Origin of the sequence: Micromonospora sp. CA-240977 (assembly GCF_050942285.1) — a bacterium.
GTDB lineage: Bacteria > Actinomycetota > Actinomycetes > Mycobacteriales > Micromonosporaceae > Micromonospora.
Window position 1 is genome coordinate 5,496,519 of record NZ_CP192055.1, and the last position, 16,743, is coordinate 5,513,261.

Genomic DNA, 16,743 nt, shown 5'->3' on the forward strand with positions numbered 1-16,743 from the left:
ATCTCCGCGCCGCTGTCCGGCGGGATGGCGGGCCGCGTCGACGGCGTCAGGCGCCCACGCGGCGCAGCAGACCCTCCTGGACGGCGCTGGCGATCTGCTGGCCGTCGGTGGTGAACATCCGGCCGGTGGCCAGCCCGCGCGCACCGGACGCCGACGGGCTCAGGCAGTCGTAGAGGAACCACTCGTCGGCGCGGAACGGCCGGTGGAACCAGAGCGCGTGGTCCAGGCTCGCGCCGACCAGCCCGCCCGGCCCCCACACCTCACCGTGCGCGGAGAGCACCGAGTCCAGCAGGGTGAGGTCCGAGGCGTAGGTGAGCGCGCAGGCGTGCAGCAGCGGGTCGTCGGGCAGTTTGCCGTCGATGCGCATCCAGACGCGCTGGTGCGGGTCGGCCGGCCGGTCGCCGGGACGCACCCAACCGGGCTCGCCGACGTAGCGCACGTCGATCGGTCGCGGGATCTGACCCCAGATGCCGAGCCGCTCCGGGTACCGGGAGAGCCGGTCGGTCATCGTCGGGACGTCCTGCGGCGGCGGCACGTCCAGGGGAGCCGTGACCTGGTGGTCCAGGCCCTCCTCGGCCCGCTGGAACGACGCCGACATGAAGAAGATCGGCTTGTCGTGCTGGAGGGCGACCGCGCGGCGGACCGAGAAGGACCGGCCGTCGCGGATGTTCTCCACCTGGAACGCGATCGGCTCGGCCGGGTCGCCGGGGCGGACGAAGTAGCCGTGCAGCGAGTGCACGAACCGCTCCGGGTCGACGGTGCGGCCGGCGGCGACCAGGGCCTGACCGGCGACCTGGCCGCCGTACACCCGCTGTGGGCCGACCGGGGGGCTCATCCCCCGGAAGGCCATGTCCCCGGTCGGGTCGAGGTCCAGCACTTCCAGCAGCTGGTCGACCGCCGCCTGGCCGACCGCGACCCGACCGTCGCTCACTGCAGCGCCCGCGCCGACGCCGCGTCGACAAGCGAGCCGAGCTGGTGTACGCGCAGCGTGTTCGTCGAGCCGGGGGTGCCGGGCGGGCTGCCCGCCACGATCACCACGTAGTCGCCGGGGTTGGCCCGGTCGAGGCCGAGCAGCGCCTGGTCGACCTGGCGGAACATGTCGTCGGTGTGCTGCACGAACGGCATCAGGAACGTCTCCACGCCCCAGGTGAGGGCGAGCTGGTCGCGCACCTCGGGGACCGGCGTGAACGCCAGCAGCGGCAGGTCGCAGTGCAGGCGGGACAACCGTCGGACGGTGTCACCGGTCTGCGAGAAGGCGACCAGGGCCTTGGCGTTGATGGCGCGGGCGATCGACGAGGCGGCGACGGTGAGCGCGCCACCGTGGGTACGCGGGTCGTGCTGCAGCCGGGGCACCCCGATCGAGCCGGACTCGGTGGTCGTCACGATCTTGGCCATGGTGCTGACGGTCAGCACCGGGTACTTGCCGACGCTGGTCTCGCCGGAGAGCATGACCGCGTCCGCGCCGTCGAGCACCGCGTTGGCGACGTCGGAGGCCTCCGCCCGGGTGGGGCGGGAATTCTCGATCATGGAGTCGAGCATCTGGGTGGCCACGATGACCGGCTTGGCGTTCTCCCGGCACAGCTGCACGGCGCGCTTCTGCACCAGGGGGACCTCGTCCAGCGGCATCTCGACACCGAGGTCACCGCGGGCGACCATCACGCCGTCGAAGGCCAGCACGATGGCCTCGAGGTGCTCGACCGCCTCCGGCTTCTCGACCTTGGCCAGCACCGGGCGGTACACGCCCTCCTCGGCCATGATGTTGTGGACGAGCTTGATGTCCTCGGCCGAGCGGACGAAGGACAGCGCGACCAGGTCGACGCCGAGCCCCAGGGCGAAGCGCAGGTCCTCGGCGTCCTTGTCCGACATGGCGGGCACGCTGACCGCCACGTTGGGCAGCGAGACACCCTTGTTGTTGGAGACCGGGCCGCCCTCGGTGACCAGGCAGCGGATGTCGTTGCCGGTGACGTCGGTGACCTCGACGGCGACCCGACCGTCGTCGATCAGCAGCCGGTCGCCGGGCTTCACCTCGTGCGGCAGCTTCTGGTAGGTGCAGGAGACCCGCTCCTTGGTGCCGAGGATGTCGTCACCGGTGATCACGACCGAGTCGCCGGTGCGCCACTCGTACGGACCGTCGGCGAACCGGCCGAGCCGGATCTTGGGGCCCTGGAGGTCGGCGAGGACCGCCACGGGCTGACCTGCCGCCTCGGACGCCTCCCGGACAAGTCGATAGACCGCCTCGTGGTCGGCGTGGCTGCCGTGGCTGAAGTTGAGCCTCGCCACGTTCATGCCGGCCTCGACGAGACCCCGGATGCGCTCCGGGGACGAGGTGGCGGGACCAAGGGTGCAGACGATCTTCGCGCGGCGTGTCACGCCCATCAGGCTAGTCTCTCCTTCAGGTCGGACTCGGGGCCGACCCATTGCAGGCAGCGGAACAGGTGTCCAACGACGCGCGGTGCGCGTCGGGCCGGCGGGCGGAACCGCACCGGGAACGTTGTGGCGACGGGCAACGGCGACCGCGCGCCGGGAATCGTACGCCTCCGTCGGTGTGCGCTGTCGGGGTGCTCCCGAGGAAGGCTCATCCCGGGTGCGCCGACGGAGGCAGGGTGGGCACCGCGGTGAGCAGGTCACGGGGGTCGTAGCGGCGCTTGGCCCGGCGTAGTCGCGCCCAGTTCGCGCCGTAGGCGAGCCGGACCCGGTCGGTCTCCTCCGGGGCGAGCAGGTTCGGGTAACCACCGGGCAGGGCGTGCGGTTCGAGCGCCGCCGAGGTGCGCTCGGCCCACTCCCGGTGCGGCGCGGCCTGCTCACCGGGTGGCCAGACCGCGATGATCTCGGTCAGCAGGTGCTCGTCGCGCAGGCCGAACGCCGTGTCGGCGAGTCGGACCCGGGTGGCCGCGCCGTGGAAGTGGTGTAGGGCCAGCGCCGAGAACGGCGAGCCGACCTGGTGGGCCGCGTCGACGAGCACGTCGGCCACCCCGTCGGTGAGCGCGGGCAGCCACCGGGTACGCAGCAGGTAGTGGTTGCCGTCGACCATGCCGCCGTCGAACATCCGCAGCGCATCCGCGTACGGCATCGGGGCGACCTGGTCGACAAGTGGGGTGCCCAGCGCGCGCAACCGGTCCATCCACGGCGACCCGGCGTCCAGGTCCGGGCCGCTGTAGAACGGGCAGACGAAGATCACCGGTTCGCCGGCCGGGCCGGGCAGGAAGCCGGTCATCACTGTCAGCTCGTCCGGGGCCTCGGCGATGAGCGCGCCGTAGCCGCGCAGCACGGACGGCGCCTCGGCCAGCGCGAACATGATCATGCCGGCCAGCACGCCGGGCAGCCGGTGCGCGCGGAAACGCAGCTCGGTGACCACGCCGACGTTCCCACCGCCGCCGCGCAGCGCCCAGTACAACTCGGCGTCGTGGCGGGGGTCGGCGGTGACCCGGCGGCCGTCGGCGAGGACCACCTCCGCGCCGAGCAGGTTGTCCAGGGTCAGACCGAACCGGCCGCAGAGCGGGCCGTACCCGCCGGCGAGGGTGAGCCCGGCCAGGCCCACGTCGCGGACCACACCGGTGGGCACCACCAGGTCGTACGGGCGGGCGGCGGCCAGCAGCTCGGCCGTCGTGGCACCACCGCCGGCGGTCACCGTGGCCTCGTCCGGGTCGACCTGGACGGCGCGCAGACCGGTCAGGTCGAGCACCAGGCCGCCGTCGCGAAGCGCGCGGCCGGCCCAGTCGTGTCCGCCGGAGCGGACCGACAGGGGCAGGTGGCAGCGGGCGGCGACGCGAACCGCGTGGGACACCTCGTCGGCGTTCTGGCAGTGGGCCACCAGGGCGGGCGTGCGCTGGACCGCGCCGTTCCAGAGCCGGGTGGTGGTGGCGTACGCGGGATCGCCCGGCTCGTGCAACCGGTCGCCGAGCAGGGCACGCAGCCGGGCGGTGGCCGTCGCGACATCGGGGGTGGCGGCGGAGATCATGGCGACTCCTCGACCGGGGCCGACCCAACGCTTCCGGGTGCGCCCCGGCGGCGGCCCTCGCAGGGCGCGACCGTAACACCGGCACGCCGCCGAGCGCCGTCGTCATCACGACAACCGCCGATTGACCGACAGCTCAGCTCTCGGTCTTGATCAGGGGGAACTCCAGCGACCCGGCCGGGCAGAGGAAGGTCAGCACGTCCACCCGGTAGAGCCCGGCCTGCACCGCCGGGTCGGCCTCCAGCACGCTGCGGACGTCGTCGACGCTGCCGGTGCGGGCCAGCCCGAAGCCGATCGGCGGCTCCGGATTGCTGGCCGGCCCGTCGATCGAGCCGGCGACCAGGATGATGCCGCCGCGCTGCAACGCCTGCATGTGCTCGGCGTGCTCCGACTGCAACCGTTGCACGGTCTCGGCGGGCAGGGCCCGTCCGGCCGCACCGGGATAGATCACGATGCACTCGTACGTGTCGAGCGCGAAGTTGACCTGCGGCACTCCCGCCATGGGTGCTCCCTCCGCCGTCGCGCCGAACGGCACCGGCCCCGCCAGCGTCGCACGTACGCCCGGGTCGTACCGGGGCTTGGCGGCAACCGGTCCCGGCGGGCGGTTGAGGTGTCCGCGCACACAGTCGGCCGACGACCGGTGTGTCGGCCGGGTTCCGGGGGATGATCTACCAATGGCGACAAACATCAGTGAGCAGCCCGCGAAGGCGTCCGGCACGTACCGGATCGGTGGAGACGTCACAGTCAACCGGCTCGGTTACGGGGCGATGCAGATCACCGGCCCCGGTGTCTGGGGTGACCCGAAGGACCCGGCGGAGGCGGTCCGGGTGCTGCGCCGGGCCGTCGAGCTGGGCGTGACGTTCATCGACACCGCCGACTCGTACGGGCCGTTCGTCTCGGAGCTGTTGATCCGTGAGGCCCTGCACCCGTACGCCGACGACCTGGTCATCGCGACCAAGGGTGGGTTCACCCGGTCCGGTCCGGGCGACTGGCGCGTGGTGGGTCGCCCGGAGTACCTGCGTCAGCAGTGTGAGCTGAGCCTGCGCCACCTCGGCCTGGACAGCATCCCGCTCTACCAGTTGCACCGCATCGACCCGAAGGTGCCGCTCGCCGACCAGCTCGGTGAGCTGGCGCTGTTGCGGCAGGAGGGCAAGATCCAGCACATCGGGTTGTCCGAGGTGAGCGTGGCGCAGATCGAGGAGTCCCGGGCGATCACCACGATCGCCTCCGTGCAGAACCTGTACAACCTGGCCAACCGCAGCGCGGAGGACGTGCTGGAGTACTGCGAGCGCAACGACCTCGCGTTCATCCCGTGGTTCCCGATCGCCACCGGTGAGCTGGCCCGCCCGGGCGGCCCGCTGGACGCCATCTCCACCGCGCACGGCGCGTCGCCCGCGCAGCTCGCGCTGGCCTGGCTGCTGCGTCGCTCGCCGGTGATGCTGCCGATCCCCGGCACGTCCTCGGTGGCGCACCTGGAGGAGAACGTGGGCGCGGCCGACGTGCGGCTCACCGACGACGAGTTCGAGTCGTTGGCCGCGGCGAGCTGACCCGCCGGTGCGGGCGCCGCCGGTGTCAGTCGGCGGCGTCCGGACCGGGCTCCCGGGCGGCCCGTAGCGCCTCGGTCGCCTGGGCCAGCAGGCGAGCCGAGTCGGTGCGTCCACTCACCTGTAGTTCCACCTCGGTGTCGCCGGCCTGGATCCGGATGCTGGCCTCGGTGCGCTGCTGGTCGACCCAGGACTGCAACAGGTTGAACAGACCGGGGAGCAACCCCTGGGCGAGCACCGCGATGATCACCGCGTCGCTGAAGCCCGGCCGTCCCCCACCGCCGCCGGCCCGGCGCACCACCGGCCGGTACTCCGGGTGGCGGTGGATCCAGGCCAGCAGGTCGACCGCCGGCTGCTGGCGCTGCCGGGGGTTGATGGTCAACCGCACGGGCTGCCGGGCGGCGGTGTCGCTGTCGGTCACGGAGTCTCTCCCGGTCAGTTGGCGGCGGGGCGGAAGGCGACGCCCTCCCCCTCGGCGGTGGCGACGCCGGTGACGGTGAACGTGTCGTCGTCGGTGAACGGTGAGGTGCCACCGAAGTACGTGTTGGTGCCGCTGACCTGCACCTTGCCCTGGCTCTCGTACGGGGTGGAGACCTCGGCGCTGTCCGGGCCGGTCAACTCGACGGCGAGCTTCGGGTACTCCAGGATCTTCCAGGTGACCTTCTGCGCGGACCCACCGTAGTAGCGGAACGGGCAGCCCGGCGGTGCGGCGACGGTCTGCTTGGCGCACTCGTCCAACCAGGCCCGTACCCGGGCATCGACGGCCTCGACAGCGACCGGCGTGAGCACCGGCGCGAGTTGCAGGGTGGCAGTGCCCTGCCCCGGGCCGACCGCCAACGTCTCGGCGGGCGTCTCGCTGAGCGCGCTGGCCGGGCCGGTCGCGGTGTAGCCGCCGGGCAGCAGCAGCACCAGCGGAGGACCGTCGGTGCCGCCGGGCAGCTCGACGCCGTTGAGGCGCACGCCGGGCCCGCCGATCGCGATGCTGAGCGGCGTCAGGCCGTCGCTCAGCTGCCAGCCGTGGAACAGCCCGGCGGTGGCCTCCTCGTCGCGGCGCAGGCTGACCGTCGCGGTCTGCCGCGCGCCGCCCAGCCGGTACGCCACGGTGGCCGTGGCGCTGTCGTCGTCGCGCTCCAGCTTGGTGATGTCGACGTCGGTCGGCGGTTGGTAGCCCTCGCCCCGCAGCAGTTGGGCGAGCAGCTTGCGGTCGGTGACACCGCTCTGGTCGCTCAGGAAACCGAGCGCGGCGTCGCTGTCCCGGTCGGCGAGCGCGGAGAAGTATCCGTCGACAGTCGCCTGCGGTCGGAAGAACGCCCACTGCACCACGCCGAGCCCGCCGGTGCCGACGCACGCTGCCAGCATGAGGGCGCCGACAAGCAGCCAGGTCCGGCGGGTGCCGACCGGGCCGGAGTGGCCGAACAGCCGCTCGACGGTGACGGGCTCGTCCGCCGCCGCGGGCGCCCCGGCCACCGACGCCCGCTCCAGCGCGTCGAGCCGGAGCTCGTGCGGCGGGTGGGTGGCGCAGACCGCCTCGTCCCAGCCGCTGCGGCCGGTCTCGAAGGACAGCCGCCGCTCCAGGACGCGCCGCATCCCGTCGACGTGCCCGGTGAGCACGGCGCCGAGGTCGGCCCGGTACTCGGCCGCGCGCACGTCGCGGGCGTGCAGCGGCAGCACCACGTAGCGCATGGTGAGCAGCACCGGCCAGAAGAACAGAAAGACCACGAAGTTGGTGCCCGGGTGCGGGAACGTCCGCATCAGCCAGGTCGGCAGGGCGTGCGCGAGGGTCAGCGGCAGGCCGACGCCACGGACGAAGGCGCTGGTGATCTCGTCGCCGGTGCGCCAGTGCACCAGCTCGTGGCTGAGCAGCGCGGCGACCTCGTCGTCCGGCTCGGTCAGCACGGCGGTGGTGACCACCACGTGCCGGGCGTACGTGCGGGCGTTGCTCAGGACCGGGTCGTCCTCCATCAGCAGTCGGGGCACGCTGGGCAGGCCGAGCCGCCGGGCGCACTCGTCCAGCACGGGGCGCAGCCGCGCGTCCTCCCGGCGGCTGGGCTGGCGGGCGCCGGAGACCACCAGCAGGCGCGGTTCCAGCAGCACCCGGTAGAGGGTGTAGAGCACCCCGATCAGCGCCGCCGCGGCGACCGTGCCGACCAGCCCGGTGACCACCGTGAACACCCCGTTGTCGGCGCCCAGCCAGGGCACCACCAGCACGGCCAGGAAGCCGGCCAGGAACCCGGCGACGAAGCCGGCCACCCCGCCGAGCACCCCGCCGGAGCGGCTCAGGAACGCCTCCAGCAGGGAGCCGATCAGCGGGGCGTCGCGCAGCATCTGGGGCACCTGGTCGTCGGCGCCCAACCCGCCGGCGAAGAGCCCGGTGACGGCGAGGACGAGACCGCCCCAGAACGCCAGGAGCAGCGCGACCGGCAGGTAGAACCAGGTGGCGACGAACGCGCCGAGCACGCCCCGCCAGTCCCGCAGGATCCCGGCGCGCAGCCAGACCAGCGCGCTGGGGTAGCCGGGCGGCCGGTCGGCGAAGCCACCGGTGGGCGGTGGTGGTTCGCTCGTCGGCGGTTCGGCCGCCCGGATGTCGAGCTGCGGCACGGTCGGCGGGGTGCCCTCCGACGGCACGGTGTGCGGCTCGGTCATGCGCGCTGCTCCTCCGGGAAGTCACGTCTGTCGGCAATGGACAGCCGCAGCAGGTTATCGAGCGCGCCTGATGTCGGACACCCCTTTCCCGGGAACGTCGCCCACCCGACATTTGTCGCGCGCCGGTGCGGGTGGTCCCGTCGGGACCACCCGCACGGGCCAGCTCAGAGCGCGAGGCAGTTGGGTCGCACCGGGCCGTCCACCAGGGCGCCGCGCACGATGGTGTACGCCGTGCCGTCGAGCACCAGGCCGAGGTGCCCCACCACCCGCAGCGGGCAGTACGCCTGGATCAGCACGTTCGTCGCGCCGTCGTTGACGGCGGCGTTCCCGGTTGGCCGGACCAGCTCGTCCTGCAGGGTGCGGACGGTGGTGTAGCGCACCGTGCCCGGGGTGTCGTCGCCGGCGTTGAGGTCGGCGAGGAACGCCGAGCCGATGGTCATCTGTTGGCAGGCCACGACGCCGGCGCAGCTGCCCAGGCCAAGGAACGCCGCGATGGTGGCGACGTAGGTACCGTACTGCGGCGTGCCCAGGCTGACGTAGCGGCCAACGGTGGCGGTGCCGCCGAGCCGCTTGAGGTAGTAGCGGCTGACCAGGCCGCCTTCGGAGTGGGCGACGACGTCCACCGTCGCCGCGCCGGTGCTGGCGCGCACCTGGTCGACGTAGCCGGCGAGGGCGCGGGCGGAGGTGGGGATGTCGCCGAGGCCCAGCCCGGGGAGCTGGTAGACGTAGGCGCGGTAGCCGTCGGCGCGCAGCCGGGCGGCCAGCGGCTGGTACGCGACGGCGACGCCGCTGAGCCCACCGACCACGATCACCGGGTTGGCCGCGGCAGCGGCGGCGAGGGCGGCGGGCGCGACGGCGCTGGCCGCTGTGGGATCGGCGGGGGTGGCGGCGGTCGCCGTACCGGCGGACGCGAACAGGGCGGCGGCGACGAGGGACCCGACGAGGGCGGTCTTTCGGAGCAGCATGGCTGCACCTCCGGGGGGAGGCACCCGGCGTACCGGGCAGGTGGGTGGGGGTGTCCGGTCGACCGTGCGACGATCATGCCCGTAACAATTCAGAACCGTCAATGATTTGTTACGGGCCGGTAACCCGTTGTTCCACCGAGGGGGCAAACCGGCAATTCGGCCCGGCTCCACATCGGACCGGCGGCCCGGTGGCGCACCCCCGGGCGGTGACGGCGAATGGCATGCTGTGGCAGTGGTCGCCGACGAACCCCCCGAGCGCCAGTTACGGGTGATGCCGTGGTGGCTGGTGCTGGTCGGGCTGCTTGTCGCCGCCGCCCTGGGCTGGCTGGTGCTGGGCCTGCTGCTCGCCGAGGCCGACCGGGCCGGCCAACCGGACACCCGCGCCACGCTGCGCATCGACGCGATCCGCACCGGCCTGACAGTGGTCGCCGGCACCGGCGGCGGGCTCGCCCTGCTGCTGGCCGCCCGGCGCCAGTGGATCGCCGAACGCGCGCAACGACACCAGGAGAGCGTCGCCGCCCGCGACCAGGCACACCGGGACCGGGTGCAGGCGCACGCCGAGTCGGTGGCCGAGGCCGCGCAACGCCAGCAGGACCGGCAGTCCGGAGCGGCCGAGCACGACGCGGCGGAGCGCCGGCTGACCGAGCTCTACACCCGGGCCGTCGAGCTGCTCGGCAACGACAGCGCGGCGGTACGCCTGGGCGGCCTGCACGCGCTGGAGCGCCTCGGTCAGGACAATCCGGGGCAGCGCCCGACGATCGCGGCGGTGCTGTGCGCGTACCTGCGGATGCCGGCGCCGGACGGCGAGCCGCGCGAGACGGAGGTCCGGCGCACCGCGCAGCTCGTGCTCACCCGACACCTGCGCGCGGACGACCCGACCCACTGGCCGGAGCTGGCGCTCGACCTGACCGGTGCCACGCTCGTCGACTTCGACGCCACGGGCTGCACGCTTGTCGACGCGAACTTCACGGCGGCGGCGTTCACCGGCACGACCACCTTCGCGGGCGCGACGGCGCGGGGGCGCCTCCTGCTCGGGGCGGCGACCTTCGGCGACGTGGCCTTCGAGGGGCTCACGGCCGACGGCGAGGTCATGCTCGACGGCGCTCACGTCGGCGGTCTGGCCAGCTTCGACGGCGCCGCGTTCACCGGTGGCCTGTCCTGCCGGCGGTCCACCTTCGCCGGCCTGGCCTCATTCCGCCGGACGACCTTCGGTCAGCCGACAAGCTTCGACGCGACCCGCTTCGAGGACGCCACCACCTTCCGGGAGGCCGTCTTCGACGCCGCCCTGTCGATGGAGCACACCGAGTTCGGCAGGTCGGCCAACTTCCACTCCGCCCGCTTCCGGCACATGGCGTTGTTCCGCTGGACGGTGTTCGGCGCGGAGGCGCTGTTCGACAGGGCCCGCTTCACCGACGCCGCGAACTTCGGCCGAGCCCGGTTCCACAGCATGACCAGCTTCCGCGACGCACAGTTCAGCCGGCCACCGTACGTCGATCAGGCCCGGGCGATTGTCGATCTCGGTCACCGCTGGCCGGAGGGCACGGTGGTGGAACGGCTCGACGACGAGTGGCTGCTGCTCGTCGACCGTTGACGCCGGGTCAGCGCACTGTGGCGCGCAGGCCGTCCAGGGCCACGCCGAGCACCCTGTCGCGTTGCTCGGGTGACGGGAACTGCGCCATGGTGAGGCCGCTGATCAGGCGCACCACGTCGTCGAAGCCGACGTCGGCACGGACCACGCCGGCATCCTGGGCGCGACGCATCAGCGGCTCGCCGGCGGAGTAGATCTCCGTCCGGCAGCTGGTGAAGATCTCCGAGTCGTGCAGTAGCTGCTCGGCGAGCGCCCGCTTGGTGGCGACGTACGCGACGAACCGGTGCAGCCAGGCGACGAGCGCGTCCCACGGGGGGAGCTCGGCGAGGTCCTCGGCCGATCGGCTCAGCGCCCGCACCTCCTCGACGTAGACGGCTTCGAAGAGGTGCCGTCGGCTGGGGAAGTTGCGGTAGAGCGTGCCGATGCCGACCCCGGCCCGCCGGGCCACGTCCTCCAGGGAGGCGGCGGCGCCGTTCTCGGCGAACGCCTCGCGGGCCGCCGCGATCAGGGCGTCGTAGTTACGCCGCGCATCGGCCCGCTTGGGCCGCTGGGCGAAGACCTCGGGCGCCTGCCCCGCGCTGGTCATGACGTGCGTCACCTCAACCTGGTTGCATCCGGAGGCAACCCTCCGCTAACTTAGTGGAGGCACCCCTCCGGAACCCCCGGAGGCCTGCCTCCGGTTAGCTTACCTCGGGATCCGCCCGATCGCCGCCTGGCCACCCGATCGCCCGGACCCGACAGCCCTGCCCGTCGCAGACGACGGGCTCAGTACGTAATCAGGGAGTTCTCTCTCGTGGCAGTAACCTCCCGACGCAGCTCGCGTCGGCTCACCTTCACCGTGCTCGCGGCCGGCGCCGGGTTCTTCGCGATGCTCCAGTCGCTGATCACCCCGGTGCTACCCACCATCCAGCAGGATCTGCACACCTCCCAGAACACAGTGACCTGGGTCCTGACCGCCTACCTGCTCTCCGCGTCGATCTTCACGCCGATCCTCGGACGGGTCGGCGACATGGTCGGCAAGGAACGGATGCTCGTCGTCTCGCTCGCCGCGCTCGCGCTCGGCTGCCTGCTGGCCGCCATCGCGCCGAACATCGGCGTCCTCATCCTCGCCCGGGTCGTGCAGGGCATCGGCGGAGCGGTCTTCCCGCTGTCGTTCGGCATCATCCGCGACGAGTTCCCGGCCGCACGGGTCTCCACGGCCGTGGCCGCCATCTCGGCGATCGTCGCCGTCGGCGGTGGCCTGGGCATCGTGCTGGCCGGCCCGATCGTCACCACGCTGGACTACCGCTGGCTGTTCTGGATCCCGATGGTCGTGGTCGGGCTGACCGCCGTGGCCGCCCACCTGTTCGTCCCCGAGTCGCCGGTCCGTACCCCCGGGCGCATCGACTGGCGCGCCACACTGCTGCTCTCCGGCTGGCTGGTGGCGCTGCTGCTGCCGATCAGCCAGGGCGCGACCTGGGGCTGGACCTCCACCCGGGTGCTCGGTCTGCTGGTGCTCGCCGTGGTGCTGCTGGCCAGCTGGCTGGTCGCCGAACTGCGGTCGAAGAATCCGCTTATCGACATGCGGATGATGCGCCTGCCCGGAGTCTGGACCACCAACCTGGTGGCCCTGCTCTACGGCGCGTCGATGTTCTCCGTGTACGCGTTCCTCCCGCAGTTCGTGCAGACCCCGACCGCCGCCGGCTACGGCTTCGGGGCGAGCATCAGCCAGGCCGGTCTGCTCATGCTGCCGATGCTCGTCGCGATGTTCGTCGCCGGTCTCGTCGCCGGCCGACTCCAGGCCGTCTTCAGCGCCAAGGCGCAGCTCGCCACCGGTGCCGCGTTCAACGTGGCCGCCTCGGCGATGCTCGCCGCCGCGCACGACACCCGCTGGGAGGTCGCCATCGCCGGCGGCCTGGTCGGCCTCGGCATCGGTCTGGCCTTCGCGTCGATGGCCAACCTGATCGTCGCCAGCGTGCCGGCCAGCCAGACCGGCGTGGCGACCGGCATGAACGCCAACATCCGCACCATCGGAGGCGCGATCGGCGCCGCAGTGGTCAGCGGCGTGATCACCGCGCACCCGCAGGCCAACGGCCTTCCCCGGGAGGCCGGCTTCACTACCGGGTTTCTCGTTCTCACGGCCATCGCCCTGGCCGCCGCGCTCGCGGCCCTCGCCGTCCCGTCCGCCCGGCGGGCGTCGGCCGGTCGCCGGCCGTCCACCGCGACGATCATCGAGTCGGAGCTAGCCGGCGAGTTCGCCACAATGCCGGCGACCCGCTGACCCCATCCGGTCGGCGGTCACGATCGAGGCAGCAACTTCACCGAAGTTGCTGCCTCGACGCGTCGGTAGGCAGCACTTTCGGGGAAACTGCTGCCTCGCTCGTGAGCCCGGAGCGCAACGCGCCCCGGGCTCCGTGGTCTACCGGGCCTGCGGGAGTACGCTGGCCGCTCTCCCGTCCACCACTCCCCTGCTTCAGGATGCCGCCATGCCCGAACTGCTGACCGCCGACCGCATCGAGGAGATCGGTTCGCTGGGCCCCACGAGCCCGGACCCGGCCGCGCTTGTCGCCGAGCTGGTGGGCGCTGTCGACGAGGGGCGGGTCGCCGACCCCGACGACACCGGGTACGCCCTGCTTGTCGCCGCGGACATCCTCGAGCAGGCGGGCGACCTGGCCGACGCGCTCGCGCTGGCCACCCGCGCCATCGCCGAACAACCCGACGAGGACGCGTACGCCCGGTCGGTGCGCGGCGGTCTGCTGCTGCGCCTCGGCCGCGAAGACGAGGGCATGGCCGAGCTGACCGCCCTGCGCCCACTGTTGGAGACCAATCCCAACGCCACCTACCTGGTCGAGGAGCTGGCCGAAGCCGGCCGCCCCGACCTGGCGGTGGAGTGGCTGACCGAGGCGCTGGACGCGATCCTGGCACGGACCCGGGACCAGCAGCACGAATCCGAGGACGCCCAGGACGAGGCCGCGGCCATGATCTACGGGCTGACCCAGCGGCGACACAACCTGCGCGAGGAGCTGGGCCTGCCGCACGACGAGTACGACAACCTCGCCGACCGGCTGCGCGCCGCCAGCAACCACGCGCTCGACGCGCTCGACGACGGCCCCGCGACGCTGCTGTTCTGGCCGCAGGCGGAGTTCCACGCGCTGCTGCTGCGCTGGCCCACGCTCGCCGAGAGCTACCCCCCGACCTGGGACGAGCACCGCGCCCAGACCGAACGGGCCCTCGTCGACGCGTCCGGGGTGGGCGGCGTCGACCTGGGCGTGGTCGTCGGCTCCGTCGCCGGGCTGGCGGCCTTCGCCGAACGCGAGGGCAGCGACCCCACCGACGAGGAGACGCAGGACGAGTACGCCGACTCACTCACCGGGTCCGACCTCCGGGCCTGGCCACCCGGCCGCAACGACGCCTGCTGGTGCGGATCGGGCGCCAAGTACAAGAAGTGCTGCCTGCCGCGCTCGCGCGGCTGACCGGCCCCGCGCTGCTGCCGCCCGGCCCCGCGCTGGGGCTGCCCGGCCCCGCGCTGGGGCTGCCCGGCCCCGCGCTGTGGCTGCGCGGTCACGGCGACGCGGTCACGGCCGCGCGGTCAGGATGCTTCGCGGACGCGCGGGTCGGCGAGCCACACCTCGGCCAGGTCGCTGAGCTGGACGCCGAGGACCTCACTGAGGCAGACCACAGTGCCGAACGCGGGCGCCGGGAGCCGACCCACCTCGATCTTGCGGAGCGTCTCCGGCGAGATGCCGGCCGCCAGTGCCACGTCGACGAGGGGGCGGCCACCTCGCGCGACCCGGAGCGCCGCCCCGAGACGTTGGCCCGCGGCGATCTGCGCGGGTGTGAGCGGTGGGCGAACCATGTGAGCAGGATAGGTCCGCCCTGGCGGACCAGCAACGCCATCCGGGCGGACCCGCCGAGGCGTGGTATAAATATACCGCTACGGACAGGGAGGGTTGGTCGTGATCGAGCTTAAGTCCCCCGAGGAAATCCAACGGATGGCCGTGACCGGCCAGTTCGTCGGCGAGCTGCTGGCGGAGCTGCGTGAGGTCGCCGCCGTCGGGGTCAACCTGATGGACCTTGAGCACCACGCCCGCCGTCGGATCAAGGAGCGGGGCGCCGAGTCCTGCTACTGGGACTACGCGCCGTCGTTCGGCCGCGGCCCGTTCCGCAACGTCCTGTGCCTCTCGGTGAACGACGCCGTGCTGCACGGCCTGCCGCACGACTACACCCTGCGCGACGGTGATCTGCTGAGCATCGACATGGCGGTCGGGATCGACGGCTGGGTCGCCGACTCCGCGCTGTCCGTCATCGTCGGCACCCCGACCCCGGAAGACCTCAAGCTGATCGAGGCGACCGAGGTCGCGCTGGTCGCCGCGATCGACGCCGCGCAGCCGGGCAGTCAGCTCGGCGACGTCTCCGCCGCCATCGGCGAGGTCGCCCACCGCTACGGCTACCAGGTCAACAACGAGTTCGGCGGGCACGGCATCGGCCGCACCATGCACGAGGCCCCACACGTCGCCAACAAGGGCCGCCCCGGCCGGGGCATGAAGCTCAAGCCCGGCCTGACGATCGCGATCGAGCCGTGGTTCTGCCGCAGCACCGACAAGATCAAGTTTGACGAGGACGGGTGGACGATCCGGTCCGCGGACGGCTCCCGCACGGCGCACTCGGAGCACACCGTCGCGATCACCGAGGCCGGCCCCCAGGTCCTGACCACCCGCCCCACCGAGGAGAGCACGCAGTGACGGCGCAGGAGCAGCACGAGACGATCGAGGACAGCCCGGTCGGCTGGGTCGCCGAGCACGTCCGGCGCTACGTGGAGACCGACGGCGCCGACGGTGAGACCTTCCACGGCGTACCGTCGCTGCTACTCACCACGCGCGGACGCCGAACGGGCACACTACGTCGCACCGCGCTGATGTACGGCCGCGACGGCGACAACCACCTCCTGGTGGCGTCCAACGGGGGCGCCAGCAAGCACCCCGCCTGGTATCTGAACCTGAGCGCCGATCCCACAGTGGAGGTCCAGGTCGGCGCCCAGCGGTTCTCCGGTCGGGCCCGGACGGCGACGGGCGAGGAACGGGACCGGCTGTGGCCCATCATGACGAAGGTCTTCCCGACGTACGCCCGCTACCAGCAGGGCACCGACCGTGAGATCCCCGTCGTCGTCATCGAACGCACGTCACGAGACTCTTCGTGATCGAATAATCTCCGTCAGTGTCGGAGAGGGCTATGGTGACCGCAGCCAAACGCCCACTCCGGCCAAGGAGGACCACTGTGCGCCGCATCGTCACCACCATCGCACTGCTCGGCGCGTCCCTCGTCGTGGCGCTGGCGCCCACGCCGGCGAGTGCGGACAGCAGCGTCGAGATCACGTCCGCGACCCTTGTCGCGCGAGGCGTCGCCGTGGACGTCACCCTCACCGTGACCTGCCAACCCGGCCTGTCCGGCGCCAGCGAGCTGATCATCAGGCAGCGGTCCGGCGACAGGGTCGCCTACGCGAGTGGCTGGGCGCCGCTGGGCAGCTGCACCGGCGAACCCCAGACCGTGCAGGGGCGGGCCTGGGCGGAGAGCGGCGGGCTGGTCCTCCACAAGGGTGTCGCGCTGATCAGCGGCGGATTCGAACTCTGTGGCGAGACCGGCTGTGACTACCCGCGGTTCGAACAGACCTTCCGCATCACCCGCTGACCCCGTCGGGCCCGCCACTGTGCGCTGCCACCGCCCCGTGATCAGTTTCCCAGCGCTCGGACCTTGGCGATCGTCTCCTGCACGTGCTGCTTGGCCGGGTCGCCACCCTGGGACGCCTGCGCGAGCGCCTGACGGTACGCGTCGATCATGCCGACCAGCGGACCGGCGGCCACACCCTCCAACGCACCGGCGACGAGCGCCCGCGCCTCGGCCGCGTCCTGGGCTGCCGCCGCGGTCTTGGCCTTCGCTTCGTCCAGCTTCTGCGACGCCGCCGCCAACCTCGCGATGATCTGTGCTGCGCTCACGCGCACCCTCCCCTGGTCGACCATCGCCTCCGCACCGGCGGAGACCACCTGGGAGCGTACGAGATCCGCGCACCCGGCG

The 16,743-nt window shown here is 72.5% G+C and carries 17 protein-coding genes; 7 read left to right on the forward strand and 10 right to left on the reverse strand.

Annotation, left to right across the window (positions count from 1 at the left end; translation table 11 throughout):
• Positions 1-46 precede the first annotated feature (46 nt).
• The 4 genes from ACQPWW_RS24735 to ACQPWW_RS24750 all read right to left on the reverse strand — a co-directional run bounded on the left by ACQPWW_RS24735 (position 47) and on the right by ACQPWW_RS24750 (position 4,457).
• Entirely contained in the window at positions 47-931 is an 885-nt protein-coding gene (locus ACQPWW_RS24735; protein ID WP_357809993.1) for an acyl-CoA thioesterase, read from the reverse strand.
• Positions 928-2,376 (reverse strand): pyruvate kinase, encoded by a 1,449-nt coding sequence (pyk, locus tag ACQPWW_RS24740; protein WP_433125868.1) that lies wholly within the window; start codon positions 2,374-2,376, stop codon positions 928-930. The genes ACQPWW_RS24735 and pyk overlap by 4 nt, the downstream gene beginning before the upstream one ends.
• Before the next feature lie 199 nt (positions 2,377-2,575).
• A complete protein-coding gene (locus ACQPWW_RS24745; protein WP_433125869.1) occupies positions 2,576-3,958 on the reverse strand; it encodes an FAD-binding oxidoreductase in 1,383 nt (460 codons plus the stop codon).
• 133 nt (positions 3,959-4,091) lie between these two features.
• On the reverse strand, positions 4,092-4,457 hold the full coding sequence (locus tag ACQPWW_RS24750; protein WP_433125871.1) for a YciI family protein: 366 nt from the start codon (positions 4,455-4,457) through the stop codon (positions 4,092-4,094).
• A gap of 172 nt (positions 4,458-4,629) precedes the next feature.
• Between ACQPWW_RS24750 and ACQPWW_RS24755 the strand changes: the two genes are divergently transcribed.
• Complete coding sequence (locus tag ACQPWW_RS24755) at positions 4,630-5,502, forward strand: aldo/keto reductase (protein ID WP_433125872.1); 873 nt, start codon at positions 4,630-4,632, stop codon at positions 5,500-5,502.
• Positions 5,503-5,527: 25 nt separating this feature from the next.
• On the opposite strand, the gene ACQPWW_RS24760 is transcribed toward ACQPWW_RS24755, so the two are convergent.
• The 3 genes from ACQPWW_RS24760 to ACQPWW_RS24770 form a co-directional block, all read right to left on the reverse strand.
• A complete protein-coding gene (locus ACQPWW_RS24760; protein ID WP_433125874.1) occupies positions 5,528-5,920 on the reverse strand; it encodes an effector-associated constant component EACC1 in 393 nt (130 codons plus the stop codon).
• Positions 5,921-5,934: 14 nt separating this feature from the next.
• A complete protein-coding gene (locus ACQPWW_RS24765; protein ID WP_433125875.1) occupies positions 5,935-8,142 on the reverse strand; it encodes a M48 family metalloprotease in 2,208 nt (735 codons plus the stop codon).
• A 164-nt stretch (positions 8,143-8,306) separates the two neighbouring features.
• Entirely contained in the window at positions 8,307-9,107 is an 801-nt protein-coding gene (locus ACQPWW_RS24770; protein ID WP_433125876.1) for an esterase/lipase family protein, read from the reverse strand.
• Positions 9,108-9,339: 232 nt separating this feature from the next.
• On the opposite strand from ACQPWW_RS24770, the gene ACQPWW_RS24775 reads away from it, so the two are divergent.
• Positions 9,340-10,698 carry a pentapeptide repeat-containing protein gene (locus ACQPWW_RS24775; RefSeq protein WP_433125877.1) on the forward strand — a complete coding sequence of 453 codons (1,359 nt, stop codon included), beginning with the start codon at positions 9,340-9,342 and terminating at the stop codon, positions 10,696-10,698.
• A 7-nt stretch (positions 10,699-10,705) separates the two neighbouring features.
• Here ACQPWW_RS24775 and ACQPWW_RS24780 read toward each other — a convergent pair whose 3' ends face one another.
• Positions 10,706-11,281: a TetR/AcrR family transcriptional regulator gene (locus ACQPWW_RS24780; RefSeq protein ID WP_433125878.1), complete on the reverse strand. Its 576-nt coding sequence runs from the start codon at positions 11,279-11,281 to the stop codon at positions 10,706-10,708.
• A 207-nt stretch (positions 11,282-11,488) separates the two neighbouring features.
• Here ACQPWW_RS24780 and ACQPWW_RS24785 point away from each other — a divergent pair, with 207 nt between their 5' ends.
• Together ACQPWW_RS24785 and ACQPWW_RS24790 are read left to right on the forward strand one after the other, a co-directional pair.
• Positions 11,489-12,955, forward strand: coding sequence for an MFS transporter (locus ACQPWW_RS24785; RefSeq protein WP_433125880.1), 1,467 nt, complete (start codon positions 11,489-11,491; stop codon positions 12,953-12,955).
• Positions 12,956-13,160: 205 nt separating this feature from the next.
• The gene (locus ACQPWW_RS24790) at positions 13,161-14,147 is read left to right on the forward strand and encodes an SEC-C domain-containing protein (protein WP_433125882.1); all 987 of its coding nucleotides are present in this window, start codon (positions 13,161-13,163) and stop codon (positions 14,145-14,147) included.
• 116 nt (positions 14,148-14,263) lie between these two features.
• Here the strand turns inward: ACQPWW_RS24790 and ACQPWW_RS24795 are convergent, their stop codons facing one another.
• Positions 14,264-14,530 (reverse strand): helix-turn-helix domain-containing protein, encoded by a 267-nt coding sequence (locus ACQPWW_RS24795; protein ID WP_433125883.1) that lies wholly within the window; start codon positions 14,528-14,530, stop codon positions 14,264-14,266.
• A 100-nt stretch (positions 14,531-14,630) separates the two neighbouring features.
• On the opposite strand from ACQPWW_RS24795, the gene map reads away from it, so the two are divergent.
• From map to ACQPWW_RS24810, 3 genes are all read left to right on the forward strand, one after another.
• On the forward strand, positions 14,631-15,416 hold the full coding sequence (gene map, locus ACQPWW_RS24800; RefSeq protein ID WP_433125884.1) for a type I methionyl aminopeptidase: 786 nt from the start codon (positions 14,631-14,633) through the stop codon (positions 15,414-15,416).
• Positions 15,413-15,871 (forward strand): nitroreductase family deazaflavin-dependent oxidoreductase, encoded by a 459-nt coding sequence (locus ACQPWW_RS24805; protein ID WP_433125886.1) that lies wholly within the window; start codon positions 15,413-15,415, stop codon positions 15,869-15,871. The genes map and ACQPWW_RS24805 overlap by 4 nt, the downstream gene beginning before the upstream one ends.
• A gap of 77 nt (positions 15,872-15,948) precedes the next feature.
• Positions 15,949-16,359, forward strand: a complete 411-nt coding sequence (locus ACQPWW_RS24810) for a hypothetical protein (protein ID WP_433125887.1) — start codon at positions 15,949-15,951, stop codon at positions 16,357-16,359.
• A 41-nt stretch (positions 16,360-16,400) separates the two neighbouring features.
• Here ACQPWW_RS24810 and ACQPWW_RS24815 read toward each other — a convergent pair whose 3' ends face one another.
• Positions 16,401-16,664, reverse strand: a complete 264-nt coding sequence (locus ACQPWW_RS24815; RefSeq protein WP_088949318.1) for a DUF6244 family protein — start codon at positions 16,662-16,664, stop codon at positions 16,401-16,403.
• Positions 16,665-16,743 lie beyond the last annotated feature (79 nt).